This window comes from Serratia sp. FDAARGOS_506 (assembly GCF_003812745.1).
Lineage (GTDB): Bacteria > Pseudomonadota > Gammaproteobacteria > Enterobacterales > Enterobacteriaceae > Serratia.
The window spans coordinates 2,468,492-2,494,028 of the sequence record NZ_CP033831.1; the positions used below are offsets into that span (position 1 = coordinate 2,468,492).

27 protein-coding genes are annotated in these 25,537 nt (G+C 59.3%); 13 read left to right on the top strand and 14 right to left on the bottom strand.

All coding sequences use genetic code 11. The annotated features are described in order from the left end of the window. Positions 1-18 precede the first annotated feature (18 nt). Entirely contained in the window at positions 19-621 is a 603-nt protein-coding gene (locus tag EGY12_RS11965; protein ID WP_004940403.1) for a peroxiredoxin C, read from the bottom strand. 229 nt (positions 622-850) lie between these two features. Next, positions 851-1,432 (bottom strand): ACP phosphodiesterase, encoded by a 582-nt coding sequence (locus EGY12_RS11970; protein WP_046688353.1) that lies wholly within the window; start codon positions 1,430-1,432, stop codon positions 851-853. A 119-nt stretch (positions 1,433-1,551) separates the two neighbouring features. On the opposite strand from EGY12_RS11970, the gene queA reads away from it, so the two are divergent. The 5 genes from queA (at position 1,552) to secF (ending at position 7,162) form a co-directional block, all read left to right on the top strand. Beyond that, the gene (gene queA, locus EGY12_RS11975; protein ID WP_016928878.1) at positions 1,552-2,622 is read left to right on the top strand and encodes a tRNA preQ1(34) S-adenosylmethionine ribosyltransferase-isomerase QueA; all 1,071 of its coding nucleotides are present in this window, start codon (positions 1,552-1,554) and stop codon (positions 2,620-2,622) included. Positions 2,623-2,694: 72 nt separating this feature from the next. Then, entirely contained in the window at positions 2,695-3,822 is a 1,128-nt protein-coding gene (gene tgt, locus EGY12_RS11980; RefSeq protein WP_123893792.1) for a tRNA guanosine(34) transglycosylase Tgt, read from the top strand. 156 nt (positions 3,823-3,978) lie between these two features. Further along, positions 3,979-4,311, top strand: a complete 333-nt coding sequence (gene yajC / locus EGY12_RS11985) for a preprotein translocase subunit YajC (RefSeq protein WP_004940391.1) — start codon at positions 3,979-3,981, stop codon at positions 4,309-4,311. A gap of 24 nt (positions 4,312-4,335) precedes the next feature. Beyond that, a complete protein-coding gene (gene secD / locus EGY12_RS11990; protein WP_004940390.1) occupies positions 4,336-6,183 on the top strand; it encodes a protein translocase subunit SecD in 1,848 nt (615 codons plus the stop codon). Between the two features lie 10 nt (positions 6,184-6,193). Beyond that, a complete protein-coding gene (secF, locus tag EGY12_RS11995) occupies positions 6,194-7,162 on the top strand; it encodes a protein translocase subunit SecF (protein ID WP_019454209.1) in 969 nt (322 codons plus the stop codon). 66 nt (positions 7,163-7,228) lie between these two features. Here secF and EGY12_RS12000 read toward each other — a convergent pair whose 3' ends face one another. After that, the gene (locus EGY12_RS12000) at positions 7,229-7,789 is read right to left on the bottom strand and encodes a DUF3251 domain-containing protein (protein ID WP_123893793.1); all 561 of its coding nucleotides are present in this window, start codon (positions 7,787-7,789) and stop codon (positions 7,229-7,231) included. 175 nt (positions 7,790-7,964) lie between these two features. On the opposite strand from EGY12_RS12000, the gene nrdR reads away from it, so the two are divergent. The 6 genes from nrdR (at position 7,965) to pgpA (ending at position 12,080) form a co-directional block, all read left to right on the top strand. Continuing rightward, positions 7,965-8,414, top strand: a complete 450-nt coding sequence (nrdR, locus tag EGY12_RS12005; RefSeq protein ID WP_004940387.1) for a transcriptional regulator NrdR — start codon at positions 7,965-7,967, stop codon at positions 8,412-8,414. Positions 8,415-8,424: 10 nt separating this feature from the next. Next, positions 8,425-9,534, top strand: coding sequence for a bifunctional diaminohydroxyphosphoribosylaminopyrimidine deaminase/5-amino-6-(5-phosphoribosylamino)uracil reductase RibD (ribD, locus tag EGY12_RS12010; RefSeq protein ID WP_123893794.1), 1,110 nt, complete (start codon positions 8,425-8,427; stop codon positions 9,532-9,534). Between the two features lie 107 nt (positions 9,535-9,641). Next, positions 9,642-10,112: a 6,7-dimethyl-8-ribityllumazine synthase gene (gene ribE / locus EGY12_RS12015; protein ID WP_004940385.1), complete on the top strand. Its 471-nt coding sequence runs from the start codon at positions 9,642-9,644 to the stop codon at positions 10,110-10,112. A 20-nt stretch (positions 10,113-10,132) separates the two neighbouring features. After that, a complete protein-coding gene (nusB, locus tag EGY12_RS12020) occupies positions 10,133-10,549 on the top strand; it encodes a transcription antitermination factor NusB (RefSeq protein ID WP_004940384.1) in 417 nt (138 codons plus the stop codon). Positions 10,550-10,600: 51 nt separating this feature from the next. After that, entirely contained in the window at positions 10,601-11,593 is a 993-nt protein-coding gene (gene thiL, locus EGY12_RS12025) for a thiamine-phosphate kinase (protein ID WP_123893795.1), read from the top strand. Further along, positions 11,586-12,080 (top strand): phosphatidylglycerophosphatase A, encoded by a 495-nt coding sequence (pgpA, locus tag EGY12_RS12030; RefSeq protein WP_004940382.1) that lies wholly within the window; start codon positions 11,586-11,588, stop codon positions 12,078-12,080. The genes thiL and pgpA overlap by 8 nt, the downstream gene beginning before the upstream one ends. Before the next feature lie 32 nt (positions 12,081-12,112). Here pgpA and EGY12_RS12035 read toward each other — a convergent pair whose 3' ends face one another. The 4 genes from EGY12_RS12035 to xseB form a co-directional block, all read right to left on the bottom strand. Beyond that, positions 12,113-13,087, bottom strand: coding sequence for an aldo/keto reductase (locus tag EGY12_RS12035; RefSeq protein ID WP_123893796.1), 975 nt, complete (start codon positions 13,085-13,087; stop codon positions 12,113-12,115). Between the two features lie 107 nt (positions 13,088-13,194). Then, positions 13,195-15,060: a 1-deoxy-D-xylulose-5-phosphate synthase gene (gene dxs, locus EGY12_RS12040; RefSeq protein ID WP_123893797.1), complete on the bottom strand. Its 1,866-nt coding sequence runs from the start codon at positions 15,058-15,060 to the stop codon at positions 13,195-13,197. A gap of 34 nt (positions 15,061-15,094) precedes the next feature. Next, positions 15,095-16,015, bottom strand: a complete 921-nt coding sequence (gene ispA, locus EGY12_RS12045) for a (2E,6E)-farnesyl diphosphate synthase (RefSeq protein ID WP_016928868.1) — start codon at positions 16,013-16,015, stop codon at positions 15,095-15,097. A gap of 5 nt (positions 16,016-16,020) precedes the next feature. After that, positions 16,021-16,284 (bottom strand): exodeoxyribonuclease VII small subunit, encoded by a 264-nt coding sequence (gene xseB, locus EGY12_RS12050; RefSeq protein WP_015376838.1) that lies wholly within the window; start codon positions 16,282-16,284, stop codon positions 16,021-16,023. 160 nt (positions 16,285-16,444) lie between these two features. Between xseB and thiI the strand changes: the two genes are divergently transcribed. Next, positions 16,445-17,893, top strand: a complete 1,449-nt coding sequence (gene thiI / locus EGY12_RS12055) for a tRNA uracil 4-sulfurtransferase ThiI (protein ID WP_123893798.1) — start codon at positions 16,445-16,447, stop codon at positions 17,891-17,893. Positions 17,894-17,959: 66 nt separating this feature from the next. Here thiI and yajL read toward each other — a convergent pair whose 3' ends face one another. Continuing rightward, the gene (gene yajL / locus EGY12_RS12060; RefSeq protein WP_123893799.1) at positions 17,960-18,550 is read right to left on the bottom strand and encodes a protein deglycase YajL; all 591 of its coding nucleotides are present in this window, start codon (positions 18,548-18,550) and stop codon (positions 17,960-17,962) included. After that, positions 18,513-19,424 (bottom strand): 2-dehydropantoate 2-reductase, encoded by a 912-nt coding sequence (gene panE, locus EGY12_RS12065; RefSeq protein WP_123893800.1) that lies wholly within the window; start codon positions 19,422-19,424, stop codon positions 18,513-18,515. The genes yajL and panE overlap by 38 nt, the downstream gene beginning before the upstream one ends. Positions 19,425-19,606: 182 nt before the next feature. Here panE and EGY12_RS12070 point away from each other — a divergent pair, with 182 nt between their 5' ends. Then, entirely contained in the window at positions 19,607-20,098 is a 492-nt protein-coding gene (locus EGY12_RS12070; RefSeq protein WP_004940373.1) for a YajQ family cyclic di-GMP-binding protein, read from the top strand. A 34-nt stretch (positions 20,099-20,132) separates the two neighbouring features. Here the strand turns inward: EGY12_RS12070 and EGY12_RS12075 are convergent, their stop codons facing one another. From EGY12_RS12075 to cyoB, 5 genes are all read right to left on the bottom strand, one after another. Next, the gene (locus EGY12_RS12075) at positions 20,133-21,497 is read right to left on the bottom strand and encodes an MFS transporter (RefSeq protein ID WP_172962919.1); all 1,365 of its coding nucleotides are present in this window, start codon (positions 21,495-21,497) and stop codon (positions 20,133-20,135) included. A 198-nt stretch (positions 21,498-21,695) separates the two neighbouring features. Beyond that, positions 21,696-22,586, bottom strand: coding sequence for a heme o synthase (gene cyoE / locus EGY12_RS12080; protein ID WP_049199881.1), 891 nt, complete (start codon positions 22,584-22,586; stop codon positions 21,696-21,698). Positions 22,587-22,603: 17 nt separating this feature from the next. Continuing rightward, a complete protein-coding gene (locus EGY12_RS12085; RefSeq protein WP_019454195.1) occupies positions 22,604-22,942 on the bottom strand; it encodes a cytochrome o ubiquinol oxidase subunit IV in 339 nt (112 codons plus the stop codon). Continuing rightward, positions 22,942-23,556: a cytochrome o ubiquinol oxidase subunit III gene (locus EGY12_RS12090; protein WP_004940367.1), complete on the bottom strand. Its 615-nt coding sequence runs from the start codon at positions 23,554-23,556 to the stop codon at positions 22,942-22,944. The genes EGY12_RS12085 and EGY12_RS12090 overlap by 1 nt, the downstream gene beginning before the upstream one ends. After that, a complete protein-coding gene (cyoB, locus tag EGY12_RS12095) occupies positions 23,546-25,537 on the bottom strand; it encodes a cytochrome o ubiquinol oxidase subunit I (protein ID WP_038876177.1) in 1,992 nt (663 codons plus the stop codon). The genes EGY12_RS12090 and cyoB overlap by 11 nt, the downstream gene beginning before the upstream one ends.

Below are 25,537 nucleotides of genomic sequence, written 5' to 3' on the forward strand. Positions count from 1 at the left end.
TTCACTATCAGGCTGAAATTACAGCTTGGCAGCGTTTTCAGACAGGTATTTTGCAACGCCGTCTGGAGAAGCGCCCATACCTGCTTTGCCTTTTTCCCACTGAGCCGGGCACACTTCACCGTGCTCTTCGTGGAATTGCAGCGCGTCAACGGTACGGATCATTTCGTCGATGTTACGGCCGATTGGCAGGTCGTTAACAACCTGAGCACGCACGATGCCGTCTTTGTCGATCAGGAAGGAGCCGCGCAGCGCAACGCCGGCTTCCGGGTGTTCGATGCCGTAAGCTTTCTGGATTTCACGCTTAACGTCAGCAACCATTGCGTACTTCACTTCACCGATGCCGCCTTTGTCGACAGGGGTTTTACGCCATGCGTTGTGAACGAACTCTGAGTCGAAGGAAACGCCAACCACTTCAACGCCACGCTTCTGGAACTCTTCATAGCGGTGATCGAAAGCGATCAGCTCGGAAGGGCATACGAAGGTGAAGTCCATTGGCCAGAAGAACAGGACGGCTGGTTTGCCGTTCAGGTGCTTCTTCAGGTTGAAGTTTTCAACGATTTCGCCGCTACCCAGTACGGCAGCTGCAGTGAAGTCAGGGGCTTGACGAGTTACCAGGACCATAATTACTCCTGTAATAGGTGTTAAAGGGTGGATGTAAAAACAAGGGCCAGTATAGGGGCCGCGACTTGGTGAATAAAGGGTAAAAGACCAATCGATGAGATAGCTTTCACCTATCAAAGTCGTTGATATAATTTAGCGAGCTTTAAAAATAACCTTTTCCCACAAAAGGGCAAGCGGCAAAACGTAAATTCTTGCAAGGCATTGCAATTTCAATGGCTTGGGCTTGACCTCAGAGCGCTTTGTCCTTCGCCTGCCGCATCATTTGCGGGTAAAATTGCCAGAACTGTGTTTCAAGCTGATGATAATGTTGCTCGACGTCGGCGAACGAGCCGGCCAGCGCATCGAGGCGCGGGCGGCGGCTGGCCATGCCCTGCAGCACCCGGGCGATGAACGGCAATTCGGCGTAGCGCTCCAGCCAGCGTTCCGGCCACAGGTAGCCGTTCAGGTTCTGAAAGCGCGGCGGCGTGAGCGGCAGAAAAGGTTCGATCTGACTGCGCGCTTCCTGGGTAAACTGGTGCAGATCGCGCGAGGGCTCCAGCTGCTGCCAGTGGCGCGCCAGAAAATGGTCCCACACCACGTCGAGGGTGATCGGCGCCACGCGGCGGTAAGGGGCGCTGAAATAGTCGCGGCTGGCTTTGACCTGCGGCAGGCTGTCGGTCAGCACGTCGACGCGGCGATGCATCATGATGCCGGCCACCACGTCGGGCTGGTAGTCGGCGGCGGGGTTGCCGCGCACGAAATCGGCCAGCAGGTTGCCCAGCAGCGAGCTGTCCGCCAGCATGGCCAGGTGAAGATGAGCGAGAAAATTCATCCCTCAACTATACCCGAAGTCAGGCAAATCCTCCTTATTTCTTGCCGCTGACCGCCCCCGGCTTTAGACTAGGCCGCCTGTTTTTTACCAACCAGCCCAAATTGAAGAAGTGAATACCCATGCGCGTCGCTGATTTTTCGTTTGAACTTCCCGAATCCCTGATTGCCCACTATCCCCAGGCCGAACGCAGCGCATGCCGCCTGCTGCAGCTGGACGGGCCGAGCGGGGCATTGACGCACGGCGTATTCACCGATCTGCTGGATAAACTGGAAGCCGGCGATCTGCTGGTGTTCAACAATACCCGCGTGATCCCGGCGCGCATGTTCGGCCGCAAGGTTAGCGGTGGCAAGATTGAAGTGTTGGTGGAGCGCGTGCTGGACGACCATCGCGTGCTGGCGCACGTGCGTGCGTCGAAAGCGCCGAAGCCGGGCGCCGAGCTGCTGCTGGGGGATGACGAGAGCATCGCCGCGACCATGGTAGCGCGCCATGAGACGCTGTTTGAACTGCGCTTCAACGACGAGCGCGACGTGTTCACCATCCTCAACGCTGCCGGCCACATGCCGCTACCGCCTTATATCGCTCGCCCGGATGAAGACGCCGACCGCGAACTGTATCAGACGGTCTACAGCGAGAAGCCCGGCGCGGTCGCCGCGCCGACCGCCGGCCTGCACTTCGACGAGCCGCTGCTGGCGGCGCTGCGCGCCAAGGGCGTGGAAATGGCGTTCGTGACGCTGCACGTCGGGGCCGGCACCTTTCAGCCGGTGCGCGTGGAAACCATCGAAGATCATGTGATGCACGCCGAATACGCCGAAGTGCCGCAGGACGTGGTCGATGCCGTGCTGGCCTGCAAGGCGCGCGGCAAACGCGTCGTCGCGGTGGGCACCACCTCAGTGCGTTCGCTGGAAAGCGCCGCGGCGGCCAGCAAAGAGGCGCTGATTGCGCCGTTCTTCGGTGACACCAGCATCTTTATCTATCCGGGTTATCACTATCAGGTGATCGACGCGCTGGTGACCAATTTCCACCTGCCGGAATCCACCCTGATCATGCTGGTGTCGGCCTTCGCCGGCTATAAAAATACCATGAACGCCTATCAGCAGGCGGTGGCCGAGCAGTATCGCTTTTTCAGCTACGGCGATGCGATGTTCATCAGCCGTAACCCGCAGGCGGAAAACGAATCCGTCGGCGGCTAAATTCCCGGGCTGCGCGCACGGCGCGGCCCCGTTTCAACGACATCAGACTGTTTCTCTGATGCTGGAGGCTTTGTGAAGTACGAATTACAAACTACCGATGGCCGCGCGCGTCGCGGCCGCCTGATCTTCGACCGCGGCGTGGTGGAGACCCCGGCCTTTATGCCGGTTGGCACCTACGGTACGGTCAAGGGCATGACGCCGGAAGAAGTGAAAGAAACCGGCGCGCAGATCCTGCTGGGCAACACCTTCCACCTGTGGCTGCGCCCGGGCCAGGAGATCATGAAACTGCACGGCGATCTGCACGACTTCATGCAGTGGCCGGGCCCGATCCTCACCGACTCCGGCGGCTTCCAGGTGTTCAGCCTGGGAGCGATGCGCAAGATCAAAGAGGAAGGCGTGTACTTCCGCAACCCGATCAACGGCGACAAGGTCTTCCTGAGCCCGGAAAAATCGATGGAAATCCAGTATGACCTGGGTTCCGACATCGTGATGATCTTCGACGAATGTACGCCGTACCCGGCCGATTGGGACTACGCCAAGCGTTCGATGGAAATGTCGCTGCGCTGGGCGGAGCGCAGCCGCAAGCGTTTCGACGAGCTGGAAAATAAAAATGCGCTGTTCGGCATCATTCAGGGCGGCGTTTACGAAGATTTACGTGATGTTTCCGTCAAAGGGCTGGTGGATATCGGCTTTGACGGGTACGCTGTGGGCGGCTTGGCTGTAGGCGAGCCTAAAGAGGATATGCATCGCATTCTTGAACACGTTTGCCCGCAAATTCCGGAAGATAAGCCACGCTATTTGATGGGCGTCGGCAAGCCGGAAGATTTGGTGGAAGGCGTGCGCCGCGGCATCGACATGTTCGACTGCGTCATGCCGACCCGCAACGCCCGCAACGGCCATCTGTTCGTGACTGACGGTGTGGTAAAAATCCGTAATGCCAAGCACAAGGATGATACTTCTCCGCTGGATAAGGACTGTGATTGCTACACCTGTCGCCATTACAGCCGCGCCTACTTGCACCATCTCGACCGTTGCAACGAAATATTGGGTGCTCGACTGAACACGATTCATAACCTGCGTCACTACCAACGCCTGATGGCGGGTTTACGCCAGGCTATCGAAGAGGGTAAATTAGAGCAGTTTGTTGCGGATTTCTATGGTCGGATCGGCAAGCCGATTCCGCCTTTAAATACCCAATAGATTTCAAGATGCAGCAAGGCGGCGACCGCATGAATCCCAGGAGCTTGGATTGCCAAGTAACTGGGGTGAAAAAGGGAAGCCAACACCGCTGCAGTTTGAAAGATGAAGGGTAGAAACGCTTGATCTAATAATTGATAACTTAATGAGGGAATTTCAATGAGCTTTTTCATTTCTGACGCCGTCGCATCCGCAGGGGCTCCGGCTCAGGGAAGCCCGTACTCTCTGATCATTATGCTGGTGGTGTTCGGCCTGATCTTCTACTTCATGATCCTGCGCCCACAGCAGAAACGCGCTAAAGATCACAAGAAGCTGATGGACTCCATCGGTAAAGGCGACGAAGTGTTGACCACCGGCGGCCTGATCGGTCGCGTGACCAAAGTGGCCGACACCGGCATCATCGCCATCGCGCTGAACGACACCACGGAAGTGATGATCAAGCGTGACTTCGTGGCGGCCGTTCTGCCGAAAGGTACCATGAAGGCCCTGTAATCTTTTTTCCCGAAGGGAATTGCCGTGCTAAACCGTTATCCTTTGTGGAAGTATCTGATGTTGATCGTCGTGATCCTCGTCGGTCTGCTTTATGCGCTTCCCAACATCTACGGTGAGGATCCGGCCGTACAAATCACTGGCGCGCGCGGCGTCGCCGCCAGTGAAACTACGCTGGACCAGGTCCGTACCGTATTAGAAAAAGACAACATCGCGAGCAAGTCGATTGCGCTGGAAAATGGCGCCATCCTGGCTCGCTTTAAAGATCCTGACGTTCAGCTGCGCGCCCGCGAAGCGCTGGTGACCGAGCTGGGTGACAAATTCGTCGTGGCGCTGAACCTGGCGCCGGCCACGCCGACCTGGCTGGCCATGCTGGGCGCGGAGCCGATGAAGCTCGGCCTGGACCTGCGCGGCGGTGTGCACTTCCTGATGGAAGTGGACATGGACACCGCGCTGAGCAAGCTGCAGGAACAGACCATGGATACCCTGCGCAGCGAGCTGCGTGAGAAGGGCATTCCTTACGCGTCTATCCGCAAGCTGGACAACAACGGCGTGGAAGTGCGTTTCCGCGACGATGCGGCCCGCGACCAGGCGATCAGCTACATCGGCCCGCGTCAGCGCGATCTGGTGCTGTCCGCCAACGGCGCCAACACCATGAAAGCCAACCTGACGGACGCCCGTCTGAGCGAAGCGCGCGAATACGCCGTACAGCAGAACATCACTATCCTGCGTAACCGCGTCAACCAGCTCGGCGTCGCCGAACCGCTGGTGCAGCGCCAGGGCGCCGATCGCATCGTGGTCGAGCTGCCGGGCATTCAGGACACCGCGCGCGCCAAAGAAATTCTGGGCGCCACCGCGACCCTGGAGTTCCGTTTGGTGAACACCAATGCGGACGCCACTGCGGCGGCCAACGGCCGCGTGCCGGGCGACTCCGAGGTGAAATACACCCGTGACGGCCAGCCGATCGTGCTGTACAAGCGCGTGATCCTGACCGGTGACCACATCACCGACTCCACCTCGAGCACCGACGAATACAACCAGCCGCAGGTTAACATCTCGCTGGACAGCGCCGGCGGCACGTCCATGTCCAACTTCACCAAGGACAACATCGGCAAGCCGATGGCGACCCTGTTCGTGGAGTATAAGGACAGCGGCAAGAAAGACGCCAACGGTCGTGCGGTGCTGGTGAAACAGGAAGAAGTGATCAACGTGGCGAACATTCAGTCGCGTCTGGGCAACAGCTTCCGTATCACCGGTATCGGCAACCCGAACGAAGCGCGTCAGCTGTCGCTGCTGCTGCGTGCCGGTGCGCTGATCGCGCCGATTCAGATTGTCGAAGAGCGCACCATCGGTCCAACCCTGGGTCAGCAGAACATCACCCAAGGCCTGGAAGCCTGTCTGTGGGGCTTGGTGGCGTCCATCGTCTTCATGGTGGTCTGGTACCGTAAGTTCGGCGTGATCGCCACCACGGCGCTGGTCGCCAACCTGGTGCTGATCGTCGGCGTGATGTCCCTGTTGCCGGGGGCGACGCTGACCATGCCGGGCATCGCCGGGATCGTGTTGACGCTGGCGGTGGCGGTCGACGCCAACGTACTGATTAACGAACGTATCAAGGAAGAGCTGAAGAACGGCAGGTCCGTTCAGCAGGCGATCCATGAGGGCTATAAAGGCGCGTTCTCCAGTATCGTCGACGCCAACATCACCACGCTGATCACCGCGGTCATCCTGTACGCAGTGGGCACCGGTTCGATCAAAGGCTTTGCGATCACCACCGCTATCGGTGTGGCGACGTCCATGTTCACCGCGATTGTCGGTACCCGTGCCATCGTCAACCTGCTTTACGGCGGCAAACGCATTAACAAGCTGTCTATCTGAGGAGTGCGTTGTGGCACAGGATTATACTGTTGAGCAACTCAACTACGGCCGTAAAGTCTATGACTTTATGCGCTGGGACTACGTGGCCTTCGGCATCTCGTTGGTGCTGTTGGTCGCGTCGATCGCCACCATGTCGGTGCGCGGGTTTAACTGGGGTCTGGATTTCACCGGCGGTACGGTGATTGAAATCAACCTGGAGAAACCGGCTAACCTCGACCTGATGCGCGATACGCTGGAGAAGGCCGGGTTCCAGGATCCGATCATCCAGAACTTCGGCAGCAGCCGCGACGTGATGGTGCGTATGCCACCGGCGACCGGCACCGCAGGCCAGGAACTGGGCAACAAGGTGATCGGCGTGATCAACGACTCGGTGGATAAAAACGCCACCGTGAAGCGTATCGAGTTCGTCGGCCCGAGCGTGGGCAGCGAACTGGCGCAAACCGGCGGCATGGCGCTGCTGGTCGCGTTGATCTGTATCCTGATCTACGTCGGTTTTCGCTTCGAATGGCGTCTGGCGTTGGGGGCGGTTATCGCGTTGGCGCACGACGTGATCATCACGCTGGGCGTGCTGTCGCTGTTCCACATCGAGATTGACCTGACCATTGTCGCGTCTCTGATGTCGGTTATCGGCTACTCGCTGAACGACAGCATCGTGGTTTCCGACCGTATTCGTGAGAACTTCCGCAAGATCCGCCGCGGCACGCCTTATGAGATCATGAACGTGTCGTTGACCCAGACGCTGAGCCGTACGCTGATGACCTCCGGGACCACCCTGATGGTGGTGCTGATGCTGTACATCTTCGGTGGCGCGATGCTGCAAGGCTTCTCGCTGGCGATGCTGATCGGCGTGTCTATCGGTACCGTCTCCTCCATCTACGTCGCGTCCGCGCTGGCGTTGAAACTGGGGATGAAACGCGAACACATGCTGCAGCAAAAAGTGGAAAAAGAGGGCGCAGATCAGCCTTCGATTCTGCCTTAACCGCCGCAGTATTCAGCGAAATGAGAGGGAGCGCCAATAGGCGCTCCTTTTTTTTGCCTCGGGGTTTTAATGTTGCTGCACCACCGCCGGTTGAGCGGTCGAAACCAGACTGTGCAGACGGATATAGCCCAGCTGTTCCGGCGTCAAGCCGCTGAAACGCAACTCGAAGTCCTGGCCGGGTTTCGGCAGCAGCGAGTCGGCGCTGGCGATCGGTTGCGACAGCGCCTCGGCGGTCAACGGCCGGCCGGTGGCTTCATCCAGTGGGCCCCATTCCACCACCGCGTTGAACGGCGGCAGCGTGGCCTGCGAGAGGATGCGCACATGCAGCTGCGCCTGCGTGCCGTTGGCTTCGCTCTTGATGTGGCTTAGTGAAACGCTCAGCTCGCCGATGCTGCTCTGCAAACGGGCAGCGCTCCGGGCCGCCGGCAGCAGGTAGACGCCGTTGTCGGAATGCTGATTGAGCAGATTCTGCCGCTCCAGCGCGGTGGTTTGGTCGGTCAGCACGCTCACTTTCTGGTTCAGCGCGGCGACCTGATGGCGCAGCTGAGGCACGGCGGCGTTGTGCGCGCAGCCTGCCAGTAACATGGCGGCGGTGAGCAGGGCGATTTTGGGGTAACAGGTTGTCATGACGGCGATTTCCTATGCTGAATCTCCTGCTATCAGCTTAGTCCGCCCGGAGGCGAAAGTCATATTGGCGCCGTCTCCCGGCCGCGTGTCGCAACAAATGGCCGCCGCCCTTTGTTGTGGCTGCACTTCGGGTTAAACTGCATTTATCTATAAAAAACGTTTATCAGGACGTGTTATGCATTGCCCTTTCTGCGCCGCCGTTGATACCAAAGTCATTGATTCCCGCCTGGTGGGGGACGGTTCGCAAGTGCGCCGCCGCCGTCAGTGTTTGGTGTGCAATGAACGCTTCACCACCTTCGAGGTGGCCGAGCTGGTGATGCCGCGAGTGATTAAAAGCGATGAGGTGCGCGAGCCGTTCAACGAAGACAAACTGCGCCGCGGTATGCTGAAAGCGCTGGAAAAGCGCCCGGTAAGTTCGGACGACGTGGAAAACGCCCTTAACCATATCAAATCCCAACTGCGTGCTACCGGCGAACGCGAAGTGCCGACCAAGCTGGTGGGCAATCTGGTGATGGACGCGCTGAAAAAGCTGGATAAGGTCGCCTACATTCGCTTCGCGTCGGTATACCGCAGCTTCGAAGACGTGCGCGAGTTCGGCGAAGAGATCGCCCGCCTGCAAGACTAAAGGATCTTTCATGCATCACGACGAATTTTACATGGCGCGCGCCTTCGAACTGGCGCGGCTGGGGCGTTTCACCACCGCGCCCAATCCAAACGTCGGCTGCGTTATCGTGCGCGACGGCGAAATTGTCGGTGAAGGCTATCATCTGCGCGCCGGCGAGCCGCACGCGGAAGTGCATGCGTTGCGCATGGCGGGCGACAAGGCGCGCGGCGCCACCGCCTATGTCACGCTTGAACCCTGCAGCCATCACGGCCGTACGCCGCCCTGCGCCGATGCGCTGGTGGCCGCCGGCGTCACGCGGGTGGTCGCGGCGATGCAAGATCCCAATCCTCAGGTGGCGGGGCGCGGCTTGTACAAGCTGCAGCAAGCCGGCGTCGAAGTACGTCATGGCCTGATGCTGGCCGAGGCCGAAGCGGTCAACCTGGGCTTCCTCAAGCGTATGCGCACCGGTTTCCCTTACGTGCAGCTGAAGCTGGGCGCGTCGCTGGACGGCCGCACGGCGATGGCCTCCGGCGAAAGCCAGTGGATCACCTCACCCGAAGCGCGTCAGGACGTGCAGCGCCTGCGCGCGCAGAGCGCCGCCATTCTCAGCACCAGTGCCACCGTGCTGGCGGACGATCCGTCGCTGACGGTGCGTTGGGATGAATTGGACGCCGAGACGCAGCGCCTCTATCCGCGCGACAATCTGCGCCAGCCGCTGCGCATCCTGCTCGACAGCCAAAACCGCATTACCCCGCAGCACCGCGTGGTGCAGCAGCCGGGTGCCACTTGGCTGGCGCGCCTGCAGGCGGATGAACAGGCCTGGCCGCAAGACGTTGAGCAGTTTATCTGCCCGGCGCACGGCGGCGGCGTCGATCTGGTGGTGATGATGATGTTGTTGGCCAAGCGCCAGGTGAATTCAATCTGGGTGGAGGCGGGTGCCACGCTGGCCGGCGCTCTGCTGCAGGCCGGCCTGGTGGATGAGCTCATTTTGTACATCGCGCCGAAACTGTTGGGCGATAATGGCCGTGGCCTGTGTCATCTGCCGGGCCTGGAGCGGTTGGCCGACGCGCCGGAATTTGTCTTTAGCGATGTGCGTCAGGTCGGCCCCGATCTGCGTTTGCGCCTGCGGGCGAAACACTGAATCTCGCGCCTGCGCGCCGGTTTTACAAAAGCGCCGCGCAGGCGATGAAAGAATATGATAGAATCCGCCCCCCTGCGGGGTATTGAACCCATTTTTAAGGAAAGCCCATGAAAGTTATCGAAGGTGTTGTTGCTACTCCAAATGCCCGTGTGGCGATCGCAATTGCACGTTTTAACAATTTCATCAACGACAGCCTGCTGGAAGGCGCCATCGACGCGCTGAAACGCATTGGTCAGGTTGCTGACGACAACATCACCGTTGTCTGGGTCCCGGGCGCTTACGAGCTGCCGCTGACGGCGAGCGTATTGGCCAAAACCGGCAAATACGACGCGGTTATCGCGCTGGGCACCGTTATCCGTGGGGGCACCGCGCACTTTGAATATGTGGCGGGCGAAGCCAGCTCCGGTATCGGCAACGTTGCAATGAATGCCGAAATCCCGGTTGCTTTTGGCGTGCTGACCACCGAAAGCATCGAGCAGGCGATCGAACGCGCCGGCACCAAAGCGGGTAACAAGGGCGCTGAAGCCGCGCTGACCGCACTTGAAATGATTAATGTTATCAAAGCTATTAAAGCCTGAATTTAGTTAAGGGGAATTCCGTGAAACCTGCTGCTCGTCGCCGCGCTCGTGAGTGCGCTGTTCAAGCGCTTTACTCTTGGCAGTTGTCTAAAAACGACCTTGCCGATGTTGAACACCAGTTCCTGACGGAGCAGGATGTCAAAGATGTTGACGTCGCCTATTTTCGCGAGTTGCTGTCCGGCGCGGCAGTGAATGCAGGTATGCTGGACGAACTGATGGCGCCTTACCTGTCGCGTCAGCTCGAAGAGCTGGGCCAGGTGGAGCGCGCAGTGCTGCGCGTCGCGTTGTTTGAACTGAAAATGCGCGAGGATGTCCCTTATAAGGTGGCTATCAACGAAGCGATCGAACTGGCGAAAACCTTCGGTGCGGAAGACAGCCACAAGTTTGTGAACGGGGTGCTGGATAAAGTGGCGCCAACCCTTCGCAAGAAAAAGTAAAACATTAAGGCCGGCATTCCCGGCCTTAATTTCTTCTAGTGGAATATCGATATGGCATGCGGCGAATTTGACCTCATTGCCCGCTATTTTGACCGGTTTAAGCGCGTGCGCCGGGATGTACAGTTGGGCATTGGAGATGACTGCGCACTGCTGGCAGTGCCGGAAAAACAGCTGGTGGCCGTCAGTACCGATACGCTGGTGGCGGGCGTGCACTTCCTGCCGGACATCGATCCGGCCGATCTCGGCTATAAGGCGCTGGCGGTCAATCTGAGCGATCTGGCGGCGATGGGGGCCGATCCGGCCTGGCTCTCGCTGGCGCTGACTCTGCCGGAGGTGAACGAACCCTGGCTGAAGGCCTTCAGCGACAGCCTGTTCGATCAGCTCAACTATTACGGCATGCAGCTGATCGGCGGCGATACCACACGCGGCCCGCTGAGCATGACGTTGACCATTCAGGGGCTGATCCCGGCCGGCCGGGCGTTGACCCGCAGCGGCGCGCGCATCGGCGACTGGATCTATGTGACAGGCACGCTGGGCGACAGCGCCGCCGGTCTGGCGATCCTGCAGGATCGTCTGGCGGTGACGGAGACGGCGGCGCGCGATTATCTGGTCGCTCGCCATCTGAGGCCGCAGCCGCGGGTGCTGCAGGGGCAGGCGCTGCGCGATCTCGCCAGCTCGGCGATCGACATCTCCGATGGCCTGATCTCCGATTTGAAGCACATCCTGAAGGCCAGCGAATGCGGCGCGCGCATTGTGCTGGACGAGTTGCCGATGTCGCAGGCGCTGAGCAGTCACGCCGACGCCGAGCAGGCACTGCGTTGGGCGCTGGCGGGTGGCGAGGATTACGAGTTGTGCTTTACCGTGCCGGAGATCAACCGCGGCGCGTTGGAAGTGGCGCTGAGCCACCTCGGGGCCGACTACACCTGCATCGGCCAAATTGGCCCGCTGTCTGAAGGCATCCGCTATTATCGCAACGACGAAGCGGTAGAGCTGGACTGGGTCGGGTTCGATCATTTCAACGCGGAGCCGGGCACCCATGGATGAAGCCAAGCGTCGGCTGCGGATGAGCAATCCGTGGCACCTGCTGGCCACCGGGTTTGGCAGCGGTTTGTCACCGGTGATGCCGGGCACCATGGGATCGCTGGCGGCGATCCCGTTCTGGCTGCTGCTGATCCAGCTGCCGTGGCAGCTCTACTCACTGGCGGTGATGTTCAGCATCTGTATCGGCGTCTATATTTGCCACCGTACGGCAAAAGACATGAAGGTGCACGATCACGGCAGCATCGTCTGGGACGAGTTCGTCGGCATGTGGATCACGCTGATGGCGCTACCGGTCAACGACTGGCGCTGGGTCGCTGCCGGTTTCGTCATCTTCCGCATTCTGGATATGTGGAAACCGTGGCCGATCCGCTGGTTCGACCGCAACGTGCATGGCGGCATGGGCATCATGGTCGACGATATCATCGCCGGGGTGCTGTCTGCCGGCATCATCTACCTGATTGGGCACCACTGGCCGATCGGACTGTTCTGACAGACGGGCGCGGTGTTTCGCGCCTGCTTCTCTTATTCAAATCCCGTCACCCGATGCGGCACGTAAGCCGTCTCCAGTTCCGCTATCTCTTGCGGCGACAAACTCAAATCGACCGCGGCGATGGCGTCATCCAACTGCTCGCTGCGTGAAGCACCGACGATCGGCGCGCTGACCGCCGGTTTGTTCAGCAGCCAGGCCAGCGCGATCTGCGCGCGTGAAACGCCGCGTTCGTCAGCAAGGCTGGCGACGCGCTCGGCGATAATGGCGTCGATGCCTTCAGTTTCCTCATAGAGGCTCTTGCCGAACTGGTCGGAAACCAGCCGCGCGGTGGTTTCGCCCCAGGGGCGGGTCAGACGGCCGCGCGCCAGCGGGCTCCACGGCAGCACGGCGATGCCTTCGGCGGCGCATAGCGGGTGCATTTCGCGCTCTTCTTCACGCTGAATCAGGTTGTATTGATCCTGCATGCTGACGAAGCGTGTCCAGCCGTGCAGATCGGCGGTATACAGCGCCTTGGCGAACTGCCAGGCGTACATCGAGGAGGCGCCGATGTAACGCGCCTTACCGGCTTTCACCACGTCGTGCAGCGCTTCCAGCGTCTCTTCGAGCGGCGTTTCGTAATCCCAGCGATGGATCTGCAGCAAATCGACATAGTCGGTGCCCAAACGCCGCAGGCTGTCGTCGATGGACTGCATGATCTTGGCACGCGACAAACCGCGCTCCAGGTTGCTCAGAGGGAAATACACCTTGGTGGCGATCACCACATCTTCGCGACGCGCATAATCGCGCAGCGCCCGGCCGAGGATTTCCTCGCTGCTGCCGTCGGAATAGCTGTTGGCGGTGTCGAAAAAGTTGATGCCGGCTTCCAGCGCCTGTTTTAGCAGCGGGCGGCTGCTCTCTTCCGGCAGCGTCCAGGCGTGATTGCCGCGGTTCGGTTCACCGTAGGTCATGCAACCCAGACAGATACGCGAGACGTTCAGATCGGTGTTGCCCAATTTCAGGTACTTCATGCTTGCCTCCCATTCACAGCTCAGACAGTAACTGTAGCGCGGATCCCGGAGGGCGGAAATGAAAACGCCCCCGAAGGCGGAGGCGTTTTGTCAGGCGCGAGTGGTGATTACTGCGCCAGCCAGGTTTCGATTTGGCGCTGAATGCCGGCGGCGTCCAGCCCCAGTTCGGCGCGCAGTTCTTCCTGGGTGCCCTGCGAGACGAAGCTGTCCGGCAGGCCGAGGTTCAGCACCGGCACCGGACGGCGTTTGGCCATCAGCAGTTCGTTGACGCCGCTGCCGGCGCCGCCCATGATGGCGTTCTCCTCCAGCGTGACCAGCGTTTCATGGCTGGCGGCCAGTTCGAGCACCAACTGCTCGTCCAGCGGTTTGACGAAGCGCATGTCGACCAGCGTGGCGTTGAGCGCTTCCGCTGCCGCAGCGGCTTCCGGCAGCAGGGTGCCGAAGTTGAGAATGGCGATCTTTTCCCCCTGGCGGCGCACCACACCTTTGCCGATCGGCAGCAGGCTGAGCGGCTCCAGCGCCGCGCCGGTGCCGGTGCCGCGCGGATAGCGCACGGCGCTCGGGCCGGCATTGTAGTGATAGCCGGTATACAGCATCTGGCGGCATTCGTTCTCGTCGCTCGGCGTCATGATCACCATGGTCGGGATGCAGCGCATGAACGACAGATCGAACGCCCCCTGGTGGGTCTGGCCATCGGCGCCGACGATGCCGCCGCGATCGATGGCGAACATCACCGGCAGGTTTTGGATCGCCACGTCGTGAATCAGCTGATCGTAGGCGCGCTGCAGGAAGGTGGAATAGATCGCCACCACCGGTTTGTAGCCGCCTATCGCCAGCCCGGCGGCGAAGGTGACGGCGTGCTGCTCGGCGATCGCCACGTCGAAATATTGCTGCGGGTAGTCGCGGGAGAACTGCACCATGCCGGAGCCTTCGCGCATCGCCGGCGTGATCGCCATCAGCGAACTGTCTTTGGCGGCGGTTTCACACAGCCAGTCGCCGAAAATTTTCGAATAGGTCGGCAGGCCGCCGGCGCTTTTCGGCAGCGTACCGCTGGCAGGATCGAATTTCGGCACCGCGTGGAAGCTGATCGGATCCTTCTCCGCCGGCGCGTAACCGCGGCCTTTTTTGGTCATGATGTGCAACAGCTGCGGGCCTTTCAGATCGCGCATGTTTTTCAACGTGGCGACCAGCCCCTGCACGTCGTGCCCGTCTACCGGGCCGATATAGTTGAAGCCCAACTCTTCGAACAACGTGCCCGGCACCACCATGCCTTTCAGGTGCTCTTCGGTGCGTTTCACCAGCTCCTTGATCGGCGGCACGCCGGCCAGCACTTTCTTGCCGCCTTCGCGCAGGGTGGAGTAAAGCTTGCCGGACAGCAGCTGCGCCAGGTGGTTGTTCAGCGCGCCGACGTTTTCGGAGATCGACATCTCATTGTCGTTCAACACCACCAGCATATCCGGGTTGATGTCGCCGGCGTGGTTCATCGCTTCGAACGCCATACCGGCGGTGATGGCGCCGTCGCCGATGACGCACACCGTACGGCGGCCTTTGCCTTCACGCTCCGCTGCCACCGCCATACCGAGACCGGCGCTGATCGAGGTTGACGAGTGGCCGACCGACAGCACGTCGTATTCGCTCTCGGCGCGCCACGGGAAGGGGTGCAGGCCGTTCTTTTGCCGGATAGTGGCGATCCGGTCGCGGCGGCCGGTCAGAATTTTGTGCGGGTAGGCCTGGTGGCCAACGTCCCACACCAGGTGATCGAACGGCGTGTTGTAGACGAAATGCAACGCCACCGTCAATTCGACGGTACCCAGCCCGGAGGCAAAGTGGCCGCTGGAGCGACTGACGCTGTTCAGCAGGTATTGCCGCAGCTCATCGCACAGCTTCGGCAAACTCTCTTTGGGCAGTGAGCGGAGTTCCTCGGGGTTTTCCGCAAGCGCCAGGGTTGGGTATTTGGCTATATCAAGACTCATTCGATACTCATATCAGAGGAGTTAACGTCACACGTTAATTGTCGCGTTCAATAATGAAGCTGGCTAACGCTCGCAATGGCGCTGTGTTATAAGATTGCGCTGCCAAAGTGTCTAATGCAGCTAATGCTTCCTGATAGAGATCCCACGCTTTTGCTTTCGCGCTGTCAAGCCCGAGCAACGCCGGGTAGGTACTCTTTCCGTGTTGTTGGTCCGCTCCCTGGCGCTTGCCGATTTTTTCAGTCTCGCCGACAACGTCCAAAATGTCATCCTGCACCTGGAACGCCAAGCCAACCGCGGCGGCGTAACGATCCAACTGCGGCAGCGCCGCGCGCCCGGCTTCGCCGGCGCTCAACGCGCCCAGGCGCACTGCAGCACGGATCAGCGCGCCGGTTTTGTGGCGGTGGATCTGCTCCAGCGCCTGCAGGTCGACATGCTTGCCTTCGGCTTCCAGATCCAGCGATTGGCCGCCGCACATGCCGGCGACGCCGCTGGCGGTCGCCAGCTCGGAGACCATCGCCAGCCGATCGCGCAGCGCCACGTCGGGCATCTCTGCATCGGCCAGGATCGAGAACGCCAGCGTTTGCAACGCATCACCGGCCAGGATCGCGTTGGCTTCGCCGAATTTAATGTGGCAGGTCGGCTGGCCGCGGCGCAGATCGTCGTCGTCCATCGCCGGCAGATCGTCGTGGATCAGCGAGTAGGCGTGAATGCATTCCACCGCCGCCGCCGGTGCGTCCAGGTTGGCCAGCGACACGCCGAACATCTGGCCGGTGGTGTACACCAGGAACGGGCGCAGGCGTTTGCCGCCCAGCAGGGCGCCGTGACGCATCGCCGCCACCATGTTGCCGTCGTTGAACGGCAGCGGGGCGATGAAGTCCAGCAGCGCGCGATCGGCGCGCTGGCGGAAAATCTGCAGTTGATCGGCAAAAGCGGCCGATGGAGCGATCTCTGACATGTCGGTTACTCGGCATCCGGTGTGAAAGGCGCCAGCGCCGCATCGTCGGCGCTGTCGTTAAGAAGTATCTGCACACGCTGTTCCGCCTGTTGCAGTTTTTGCTGGCCCTGACGCGCCAGCTGTACGCCGCGTTCGAACTCGTTCAGCGCGTCTTCCAGCGGCAGTTCGCCCGACTCCAGACGCGTCACGATGCTTTCCAGCTCGCCGAGGGCGCTTTCAAAGCTGGCAGTTTGCTCTGTACTGGCTGATTGTGCTGGTTTTTTCGGCATAATTTTCTTTTTACGTCATCATGTGAACCGTGGCGCCAGAGCCTATCCTAGCGGATCTTGATTAGCAAATCATGGCGCTCATGTGTGGTTTTGTGCGCAGAGCACGGCGATATGGTGATATACTCCGCGCCGTAATTCTTATCTGACAACAAAGACCGCCATGAAGTTTATCATTAAATTGTTCCCGGAAATCACCATCAAGAGCCAATCTGTGCGCTTGCGCTTTATCAAGATTCTCTCGACCAATATTCGCAACGTCCTGAAGCAGTATGATGAAACGCTGGCGGTCGTCCGTCACTGGGATCATATCGAAGTTCGCGCCAAAGATGAAAACCAGCGGCCGATCATCGCCGACGCCCTGACGCGCATTCCCGGCATCCACCATGTTCTGGAAGTGGAAGATCGCGCTTATACCGACATCCACCACATCTTCGAGCAGACGCTGGAGGCCTATCGCGCCCAGCTGGAAGGCAAAACCTTCTGCGTGCGCGTCAAACGCCGCGGCAAGCAGGCGTTCAACTCGCAGGACGTGGAGCGTTACGTCGGCGGCGGCCTGAACCAGCATATCGAAAGCGCGCGCGTTAACCTGACCCGCCCGCAGGTCACGGTAAATCTGGAGATCGAAGACGACAAGCTGATGCTGGTCAAACGCCGCCTCGAAGGCATCGGCGGCTACCCGGTCGGCACCCAGGAAGACGTAATGTCGCTGATTTCCGGCGGTTTCGACTCGGGCGTGTCCAGCTATATGCTGATGCGCCGCGGCTGCCGCGTGCACTTTTGCTTCTTCAATCTGGGCGGCGCCGCGCACGAGATCGGCGTGAAGCAGGTGGCGCACTACCTGTGGAATCGCTTCGCCAGCTCGCACAAGGTGCGCTTCGTCGCCATCGACTTCGAGCCGGTGGTGGGTGAGATCCTGGAGAAGGTCGACGACGGCCAGATGGGCGTAGTGCTCAAGCGCATGATGGTGCGAGCCGCTTCGCAGGTGGCCGAACGCTACGGCGTGCAGGCGCTGGTGACCGGTGAGGCGCTGGGGCAGGTCTCCAGCCAGACGCTGACCAACCTGCGTTTGATCGACAATGCGTCCGATACCCTGATCCTGCGTCCGCTGATCTCGCACGATAAAGAGCACATCATCAAACTGGCGCGTGAAATCGGCACCGAAGACTTCGCCAAAACCATGCCGGAATACTGCGGCGTGATTTCGAAGAGCCCGACGGTGAAAGCGATCAAGGCCAAGATTGAAGAGGAAGAGAGCCACTTCGATTTCAGCATTCTCGACCGGGTGGTGAGCGAGGCGAAGAACGTCGATATCCGCTCCATCGCCGAACAGGCGCAGGAGCAGGTGACCGAGGTGGAAACCGTCGCGGCCTTTAGCGCCGATGAGGTGATCCTGGATATCCGCTCCAACGACGAGCAGGAAGAAAAACCGCTGCAGCTGGAACAGGTTGAAGTGAAAGCGCTGCCGTTCTACAAGCTGAGCACCCAGTTCGGCGATCTGGACCAGAGTAAAACCTACCTGCTGTACTGCGAGCGTGGCGTGATGAGCCGCCTGCAGGCGCTGTACCTGCTGGAGCAGGGCTTCAGCAACGTGAAGGTTTATCGCCCGTAAAGTGCGGAGCGGCATTAATAACGAGGGCTGAACCGGTGTTCAGCCCTTTTTTTATCGGCAGGCCGCTCAGTCGCGGAAATCGTACATCCCTGGGATCAGCACCAGCTGCGCGGCGATCTCCGCCGCTTTGGCCTTGCCAAGCAGCAGATCTATCAGCTTCAGCGCGAATTCCATCGCGGTGCCCGGCCCCTGGCTGGTGAGCAGGTTGACGCGTGCGTCGTACACCACGCGGCGCTCCATCCATTTATCCGCCGGGATCTGGTCTTTCAACCCCGGGAAGCCGGTCATGTTGCCAACCGGAAACAGATCGTGGTGCTGCAGCACCAGTGCCGGCGCCGCGCAGATGGCGGCGACGATGTTGCCCTGCAGATGCATCTGCCGCACCTTTTCCACCAGCAGCGGGCTGTCGCGGAAGCATTCCGCGCCTTTCAGGCCGCCGGGCAGCACGATGGCGTCGAACGGCTCATCAACGATCGCCACCAGCGCCGCGTCGGCCAGCAGTTTGACGCCACGCGAACAGACGATAGTCAGCTCGCCGTCGCCGGCAACGCTGGCGGTAGTGACTTTTACGCCCGCCCGCACCAGCAGATCGATGGTGGTGACGGCTTCGGTTTCTTCGCTACCAGGTGCCAGGCAGACCAGCGCCGATACGCTCATATTCATTTTCCTTTCGTTTAATCAGTTCAAACAGCCGCGCATTCTCCGGCAGCGTGAGGCCGTGGCTGCGCGCGCGGCGCAACAGGTAGCCGGTGATGTAGTCGATCTCGGTATGCCGCTGGCTGCGAATGTCTTGCAGCATCGACGAAACGTTGTCGGCGGTGCTGTGGATCACGTCCATCACGTATTGCATCAGACCTTCGCAGGAGGTGTGGTAGCCCTCCATCGCCATCACGGCGGCAACCTCACGGCACAGCGTTTCGATCTGTTCCGGGTAGCGCTGGAGATCGCCGTTGCGGCAGCCGTACAATGCCGTCAACGGGTTGATCACGCAGTTGACCGCCAGCTTGCGCCAGTTGGCCGAGGCGATGTTGTTGTGCCAGGCGACGTCGGGCAGCGCCTGATGCAGCACTTCCGCCAGATGGCTGAGGTGCTGGGCAGCCGGCGAGGTCGGGCCGATGTGGGTGATGCCGGTGGCGACGTGGATAATGGTGCTGCCTTCGTGGCGCGCGGCATGGGTGGTAGTGCCCTGCAGGATCGGCTGGCCGTTCGGCGGCAGCTCCTCCTGGGTGCCCATGCCGTTGTGCAGCAGCAAAATGGCGCACAGGGGGTTCAGCTTCGGCAGCAGCGCGCTGACCGCGCTGGACACCTGCCAGGCTTTCAGCGTCACCAGCAGCAGCTCGCTTTGCGCGAGGTGCTCCGGATCGTTGGTGGGCAAGTTGCGATTGAACGAGACGCCTTCCGGCTCTATCACGTTCACGGCGCAAAAAGGCTGCGGCACTCTTAGCCATCCCTGTACATCGTGACCCTGCTGATACAGCCGGGAGAGCCACAGTTGTCCGAGCGCGCCGCAACCAAGAATGGTTATTTTCATTCAGTCTCCTTGGAAACACGGGAATACCGCTCAATTACCGTGAATTAACTATAGGCTTTATGGCAGCCCGAAGCGCTATCCCTGCGTGCGTTCGGCAGATTTTGTCTGAGGCGGCAAAGCGGTTATCATGCTCGGCATCAAAATCGCCTAAGCTATTAGGCACTCATTCAGGAGGAAGAAGTATGCCATCTTTCGACATCGTTTCCGAAATTGATATGCAGGAAGTACGTAACGCCGTTGAGAATGCCACCCGCGATCTCGGCACCCGCTGGGATTTTCGCAACGTGCCGGCCAGCTTTGAGCTAAACGAGAAGAATCAAAGCATCAAGGTTGCCACCGAGTCTGATTTCCAGGTGCAGCAGCTGCTCGACATTCTGCGCGAAAAGCTGAGCAAGCGCAGCATCGACGGCGCCGCGCTGGAGATCCCGGAAGAGTTTACCCACAGCGGTAAAACCTACAGCGTGGAAGCCAAGCTGAAGCAGGGGATTGAAACCTCTGTGGCGAAGAAAATCGTCAAGCTGATCAAAGACAGCAAGCTGAAGGTGCAGGCGCAGATCCAGGGCGAAGAAGTACGGGTGACCGGCAAGTCACGCGACGATTTGCAGAGCGTGATGGCGCTGGTGCGCGGCGGCGATCTGGGGCAGCCGTTCCAGTTCAAGAACTTCCGCGATTAATCTTTACGGGGCCGGCATTGCCGGCCCTGATTCTTTACAGCGAATTGACCAGCGCTTCCAGCTGACCGCGATTGGTCTGCTTGGTATCCACCTTGACGTAGGCGCTGCGCTCTTCCGGCACCACGATCGCCTCGGCCACGCCGGGCTGCGCCTTCAGGCGGCTTTCCAGCGCCGAATCCTTCACCGCCAGTTCCGACAGCGTAATGCGCAGGCTGCTGACATACGGCGGCTCTTTCATGGTGCTGCTGACCAGGAACCAAACCGCGGCCAATACGGCGCCGGCGATAAACACCAGCCCTGCGCCCTGCAAACCGTACAGCCAGCCGCCGAGGCTACCGCCGATCGCCACGCCGATAAACTGGCTGGTGGAGTAGACGCCCATCGCGGTGCCCTTATAGCCGGCCGGCGATTCTTTGCTGATCAGCGAAGGCAGAATGGCTTCCATCACGTTGAAGGCCATGAAGAACAGCTGCACGCCGGCGATGATGCCCCACAGGTGCGCACCGGAGAGCCACAGCAGCACTTCGGCGCAGAACAGCACCGCCACGCAGCCCATAAAGACCTGCTTCATGCGGCGATATTTTTCGGCATAGATGATGAAAGGCACCACGGCGGCAAACGACACCAGCATGGTGACCAGATAGACGATCCAGTGTTCGCTGGCCGCCAGCCCGGCTTTTTCCATCGCCAGCGGCAGCGCCACGAAGCTCGACATCAGCAGAATATGCAGGCACATGATGCCGAAGTTGAGTTTCAGCAGGCGCGAGTTGCTCAGCACCTTGCTGAAGCTGCCGCGCACGATGCTGGACTCGCGGTTCAGCAGGTGAGTGTCGGCGGAGGGCACCACCGCCAGAGTGATGACGATGCCGGCCAGCGCCAGTACGGCGATCATCCAGAACAGCGCATGCAGGCCGAAGGCATGGGTAATGATGGGGCCCAATACCATGGCGATGGCAAAGGTGATGCCGAAGCTGACGCCGATAAACGCCATCGCCTTGGTGCGGTTCTGTTCGCGGGTAAGATCGGAGAGCAGCGCCATTACCGCGGCGGCGATCGCGCCCGAACCTTGCAACGCGCGCCCGAGGATCACGCCCCAGATCGAATCGGTAACGGCGGCGATCACGCTGCCGAGGGCAAAGATCAGCAGGCCGCCGACGATCAGCGGCTTGCGGCCGATGCGATCGGATACCAGGCCGAACGGGATTTGAAACACCGCCTGGGCCAGGCCGTAGATGCCGATGGCGATGCCGATCAGCGCTTCGCTGGCGCCGTTGAGCGCCATGCCGTAGGTGGTCAGCACCGGCAGTACCATAAACATGCCGAGCATGCGCAGGGAGAATACGGTGCCCAATCCCCAGGTGGCGCGGCGCTCCTGCGGGGTCATTGAATTATCGTTCACATCAAACCTCGGTAAAAACCATGCCATCAGACGTTGAAACAGCGCCTGATGGCATGATTTCTGTAAAACTGCGTCATTTTAGTGTGCAGGGCAGGGGGGGTAAATCGAATGTTGTTTAACAGATATTACAGTTCGGCCGCTTTTTGGTGTGACAAATAAAATGGGCCGCAAAAGCGGCCCATTTACAGATGATTTGGCTTACCAAACGTAGGTCACCAGCGCTTCAGGCGCCGCAGTTGCGCTGAAGTCGATCGACATCATCACGCTCAGTGAGGTGATGGCGACGATGGAGAACACGAACAGTTTACGTGCCCAGACGCTGTCGTTTTCGGTCTTGTAACCGCGCAGCGCCATGCCGAGCCACCATACGCTCACCGCCGCAGCGACGATCAGGTACTTGTAGCCGGCATAACCTACCAGGGTCAGCATCAGCGTGGCGATCATAAATGCCAGGATGTAGACCGTGATGTGGTTCTTGGCGACGGAAATGCCTTTCACCACCGGCAGGACCGGAATGTTGGCCGCCTGGTAATCTTTAAAGCGGAAGATAGCGATCGCATAAGAATGCGGCATCTGCCACAGGCTAAAGATAGCCAGCAGGATCAACGCACCGGCGTCGAACTCGTTGGTCACCGCGCAGTAGCCGATAACCGGCGGTGCGGCGCCCGACAGGCTGCCGATCAGCGTGCCGTAGACCGAGTGGCGTTTCATGTACAGGCTGTAAACGCCGACATAAACCACGAAGCCCATCACCGCCAGCCACATGGCCAGCGGGTTGGCCGCGATATACAGCAACGCAAAGCCCGCAATACCCAAAGCGGTCGCATAAACCAGGGTGACACTCGGCGCGATCAGGCCTTTTACCAGCACCCGATTCTTCGTTCTCTCCATTTTCTTGTCGATGTCGCGGTCGATGTAGTTGTTAAACACACAGCCCGACGCGACCACCAACGAGACACCCACCAGGGTGGCGAGAAACAGGGGATAGTCGATGCTCCCTTTGGAAGCGAGCAGGAATCCCCCAACGACAGAAATTAAATTGCCGAAAATAATTCCTGGTTTAGTGACTTGCAGGTATTGCTTAATCATCACGTGCAGCTCAGCTCTTAATCGACCATCATATTGATGTTGAGGTTGTACATAATCCAGAGTGAACCTACAACAACGATACCGATGATCATAGCGGTGAACAGCAATGCCACCAGGTTCCAGCGCTCTTCCGATGAGGTGTTCATGTGCAGGAAGTAAACCAGGTGAACAATCACCTGGATAACCGCCATGCCGACAACAACCGCCAGGATGGTGGAATGAGAGGCGGTGCCGTTCATTACCATCGCAAATGGAATTACCGTCAGGATGATCGACAGGATAAAGCCGACCAGGTATGACTTCACGCTGCCGTGGCTTGCGCCGCCGTGAGAGGTTTCATGGGATGAATGGCTCATTACATAACCCCCAGCAGGTAGACAACGGTAAATACGCAGATCCAGACCACGTCCAGGAAGTGCCAGAACAGGCTCAGGCACATCAGGCGGGTTTTGTTGGTCGCGGTCAGGCCGAACTTGCTCACCTGAATCATCAGTACGATGATCCAAATCAGGCCGGAAGTCACGTGCAGACCGTGGGTGCCGACCAGCGCGAAGAAGCTGGACAGGAACGCGCTGCGATCCGGACCGAAGCCTTCGGCGATCAGGTGATGGAATTCATAGATTTCCATCGCCACGAAGCCCAGACCAAACAGGAAGGTCAGGAACAGCCAGGTGTTTACACCGCCAACTTTACCCTTGTTCATGGCGATCATCGCCATGCCGTAGGTGATGGAGCTGAACAACAGCAGGAAAGTTTCGACCAGGACAAACTTCAGGTCGAAGATGTCTTTGCCTGAGGGACCGCCAGCGGTCCCGTTCACCAGGACTGCATAAGTTGCGAACAAGCTCGCAAACAAAATACAGTCGCTCATCAGGTAGATCCAGAATCCGAAGACTTTGGTCTCACCCGCATCGTGGTGCCCATGCTCTGCATGGGCTGCGTTATGATTGGTCAGAGTTTCAGTTGACATGGTTCACGCCTGCTTTACGGATTTGTTCGTAGTGTTGGTTCTCAATGCGCTCGATTTCATCAACCTGCACATAGTAGTCAACATCGTGATCGAAGCTCTTGCCGATCCAGACAACGATCATACCGATGAAGCCGGCCAGAGCCATCCACCAGATTTCCCAAATCATTGCGAAACCGAAGACCAGGCTGAAGAAGGCGATGATAACGCCGGCGCCGGTGTTCTTAGGCATATGAATCGGTTCGTATTTAGCCGGTTTCTTATACGCTTCGCCTTTTTCTTTCATGTCCCAGAACTCGTCACGGTCATGAATTTTAGGTACTACGGCAAAGTTATAGAACGGAGGTGGAGACGAGGTTGACCACTCCAGAGTACGAGCGCCCCATGGGTCACCGGTCAGATCGCGGTTCTGTTCGCGGTCACGGATACTGACGAAGATCTGGGTCAGCTGGCACAGGATGCCGCAGGCGATCAGCGCCGCACCGCCGGCTGCAACCAGCAGCAGAGGGTGGAACTCAGGGTTGATGTTCTGGCTGATACGACGGGTCATGCCCATAAAGCCCAATGCGTACAGCGGCATGAAGGCGGTGAAGAAGCCGATGATCCAGAACCAGAACGCGCGGATGCCCCATTTTTCGTTCAGCGTGAAGCCGAAGGATTTCGGGAACCAGTAGGTCAGGCCAGCGAAGCAGCCGAACACCACGCCGCCGATGATGACGTTGTGGAAGTGAGCGATTAGGAACAGGCTGTTGTGCAGCACGAAGTTCGCGCCCGGCACCGCCAGCAGAACGCCGGTCATACCACCCACGGAGAAGGTGATGATGAAGCCAACGGTCCACAGCATCGCGGAGTTGAGCTTGATACGGCCCTGATACATGGTGAACAGCCAGTTGAAGATTTTCACCCCGGTCGGGATGGAAATGATCATGGTGGCGATACCGAAGAAGGCGTTAACGTTCGCGCCGGACCCCATGGTGAAGAAGTGGTGCAGCCATACGATGAACGACAGAACGGTGATCGCGATGGTTGCCCATACCAGTGAGGTATAGCCGAACAGGCGTTTTCTGGAGAAGGTCGCGGTGACTTCGGAGAAGACGCCGAACACCGGCAGAACCAGGATATACACCTCTGGGTGACCCCAGGCCCAAATCAGGTTGATGTACATCATCATGTTGCCGCCCATATCATTGGTGAAGAAATGGGTGCCCAGATAGCGATCCAGGGTCAGCAGCGCGATGGTGACGGTCAGAATTGGGAAAGAAACGATGATCAGGACGTTAGTACACAGGGCCGCCCAGGTGAACACCGGCATCTTCATCATAGGCATGCCAGGGGCACGCATCTTCAGAATGGTGGCGAAGAAGTTCACGCCGGTCAGCAAGGTACCCAGACCGGAAATCTGCAGACTCCAGATCCAGTAATCGACCCCGACGCCAGGACTGTACTCTTTACCGGACAGCGGCGGATACGCCAGCCAACCGGTCTGAGCGAACTCACCGACCCCCAGGGAGATGTTGATCAGCACAACGCCCACCACGAAGAACCAGAAGCTCAGGGAGTTCAGGAACGGGAAGGCAACGTCGCGTGCACCGATTTGCAGCGGCACCACGACGTTCATCAGGCCGACCACGAAAGGCATCGCCATGAAGAAGATCATGATAACGCCGTGCGCGGTGAAGATCTGGTCATAGTGGTGCGGCGGCAGGAACCCGGCTTCGCCGGCGGACGCCAACGCCTGCTGGCTACGCATCATGATGGCGTCGGCAAAGCCGCGCAGCAGCATGACCATCGCCACGATGATGTACATGATACCAATTTTTTTATGGTCGACCGAAGTCAGCCATTCGCTCCACAGCCACTTCCATTTGCCGAAATATGTCAGCAGCGCCAGCACTGCCAGGCCCCCGACAATAATTGCGGCTACGGTGACCATGATGATCGGTTCGTGGTACGGAACCGCATCAAGTGTTAATTTTCCCAACAT

Excerpts from the sequence above, each read along its gene's own strand:
- EGY12_RS11965 (WP_004940403.1), bottom strand. The coding sequence starts at position 621 with ATGGTCCTGGTAACTCGTCAAGCCCCTGACTTCACTGCAGCTGCCGTA.
- EGY12_RS11970 (WP_046688353.1), bottom strand. The coding sequence starts at position 1,432 with ATGAATTTTCTCGCTCATCTTCACCTGGCCATGCTGGCGGACAGCTCG.
- queA (WP_016928878.1), top strand. The coding sequence starts at position 1,552 with ATGCGCGTCGCTGATTTTTCGTTTGAACTTCCCGAATCCCTGATTGCC.
- yajC (WP_004940391.1), top strand. The coding sequence starts at position 3,979 with ATGAGCTTTTTCATTTCTGACGCCGTCGCATCCGCAGGGGCTCCGGCT.
- EGY12_RS12000 (WP_123893793.1), bottom strand. The coding sequence starts at position 7,789 with ATGACAACCTGTTACCCCAAAATCGCCCTGCTCACCGCCGCCATGTTA.
- nrdR (WP_004940387.1), top strand. The coding sequence starts at position 7,965 with ATGCATTGCCCTTTCTGCGCCGCCGTTGATACCAAAGTCATTGATTCC.
- ribD (WP_123893794.1), top strand. The coding sequence starts at position 8,425 with ATGCATCACGACGAATTTTACATGGCGCGCGCCTTCGAACTGGCGCGG.
- ribE (WP_004940385.1), top strand. The coding sequence starts at position 9,642 with ATGAAAGTTATCGAAGGTGTTGTTGCTACTCCAAATGCCCGTGTGGCG.
- thiL (WP_123893795.1), top strand. The coding sequence starts at position 10,601 with ATGGCATGCGGCGAATTTGACCTCATTGCCCGCTATTTTGACCGGTTT.
- pgpA (WP_004940382.1), top strand. The coding sequence starts at position 11,586 with ATGGATGAAGCCAAGCGTCGGCTGCGGATGAGCAATCCGTGGCACCTG.
- EGY12_RS12035 (WP_123893796.1), bottom strand. The coding sequence starts at position 13,087 with ATGAAGTACCTGAAATTGGGCAACACCGATCTGAACGTCTCGCGTATC.
- dxs (WP_123893797.1), bottom strand. The coding sequence starts at position 15,060 with ATGAGTCTTGATATAGCCAAATACCCAACCCTGGCGCTTGCGGAAAAC.
- ispA (WP_016928868.1), bottom strand. The coding sequence starts at position 16,015 with ATGTCAGAGATCGCTCCATCGGCCGCTTTTGCCGATCAACTGCAGATT.
- xseB (WP_015376838.1), bottom strand. The coding sequence starts at position 16,284 with ATGCCGAAAAAACCAGCACAATCAGCCAGTACAGAGCAAACTGCCAGC.
- thiI (WP_123893798.1), top strand. The coding sequence starts at position 16,445 with ATGAAGTTTATCATTAAATTGTTCCCGGAAATCACCATCAAGAGCCAA.
- yajL (WP_123893799.1), bottom strand. The coding sequence starts at position 18,550 with ATGAGCGTATCGGCGCTGGTCTGCCTGGCACCTGGTAGCGAAGAAACC.
- panE (WP_123893800.1), bottom strand. The coding sequence starts at position 19,424 with ATGAAAATAACCATTCTTGGTTGCGGCGCGCTCGGACAACTGTGGCTC.
- EGY12_RS12070 (WP_004940373.1), top strand. The coding sequence starts at position 19,607 with ATGCCATCTTTCGACATCGTTTCCGAAATTGATATGCAGGAAGTACGT.
- cyoE (WP_049199881.1), bottom strand. The coding sequence starts at position 22,586 with ATGATTAAGCAATACCTGCAAGTCACTAAACCAGGAATTATTTTCGGC.
- EGY12_RS12085 (WP_019454195.1), bottom strand. The coding sequence starts at position 22,942 with ATGAGCCATTCATCCCATGAAACCTCTCACGGCGGCGCAAGCCACGGC.
- EGY12_RS12090 (WP_004940367.1), bottom strand. The coding sequence starts at position 23,556 with ATGTCAACTGAAACTCTGACCAATCATAACGCAGCCCATGCAGAGCAT.
- cyoB (WP_038876177.1), bottom strand. The coding sequence starts at position 25,537 with ATGTTGGGAAAATTAACACTTGATGCGGTTCCGTACCACGAACCGATC.